Source organism: Frankia tisae (assembly GCF_025403405.1).
Lineage (GTDB): Bacteria > Actinomycetota > Actinomycetes > Frankiales > Frankiaceae > Frankia > Frankia tisai.
This window is the reverse complement of the sequence record NZ_JANEZT010000726.1, coordinates 1-1013: the sequence shown is the minus strand read 5'-3', so window position 1 is coordinate 1013 and position 1013 is coordinate 1. Positions and strand designations below refer to the sequence as shown.

Here is a 1013-nt window from a genome sequence, read left to right as displayed (position 1 = left end):
GGCCACAAGTACCGTCGCCCCGCCCAGACGCTCCTGCTCACCGGGACCGAAACCGGCCATCAGCTGGCGCGTGAAGCGCTGAGTGTCCATGACCCTGCCCTCATCTGGTGGTGACGTTTTCCCGAGCCGGTTTCTCTTTCCCATGCCTGCGCGCTTCCAGCGCCCCACCGGGGACGCATCCCCGGTTCGTCGACCACGCTACCAAAACCGGGGGCCACGTCCGCGCTCATGGCTACGATGACTGGATGTCTGGTCCTGAGCCGGCCATCCGCGCGGATGCCCGCCGCAACCGGCAGGCCATTCTGGCCACCGCTCGCCGGGTGTTCGCGGAGCAGGGCATCCATGCCTCGCTGGACGAGATCGCGCAGCGCGCCAACGTCGGGAACGCCACGCTCTACCGGCATTTCGGCTCGCGCTGCCAGCTGGTCGCCGCCGCCCTGTCCGAGCAGATGGAAAGATACGCGAGGATGGCCGCCGCCGCGGCTGCGGAGCCCGATCCGTGGAACGCACTGCGTGGCTACCTGACATCGCTGTGCCGGATGCAGGCCACGGATCGTGGGCTGGCCGACCTGCTGACCAGTGACGCCTTTCCGGACGCCGCAATCGATGCGGCGCGCGACAACGCCCGGCGGGACGTGGTGCGCACCATCCGCCGGGCGCAGGACGCCGGGGCACTGCGCGCCGATTTCGCCCCACAGGACATCCTGATCATTCTGATGGCGAACGCCGGGCTCATCCACCGTGCCGGCGTGCACGCCCAGGACAGCTCCGCTCGGCTGATCGCCCTCCTGCTCGACGGGTTGCAGGCCGCCGCCGCGACCCCGGCGCCGCTGCCCCCGGCGGAATCCGAGCTGCTCACCCTGATGCAGGTCGAGAGGCAGAGCGAGCTGCAGGGGTAGCCGCGGGTCTCGACTACAAGGAGTAAAAAAATTACAAATAACACCGCAAGCGAAATTCGTCGCAACGAGGGCGGAACGGCAGACGCGAAGACACCGACGGCGATCGTCACCGGG

1 protein-coding gene is annotated in these 1013 nt (G+C 68.3%); it reads left to right on the top strand.

Features of this window, described 5'->3' with window-relative positions; translation table 11 throughout:
* Window positions 1–245: 245 nt before the first annotated feature.
* Window positions 246–899: a TetR/AcrR family transcriptional regulator gene (locus NBZ85_RS31355; RefSeq protein WP_261560782.1), complete on the top strand. Its 654-nt coding sequence runs from the start codon at window positions 246–248 to the stop codon at window positions 897–899.
* Window positions 900–1013 lie beyond the last annotated feature (114 nt).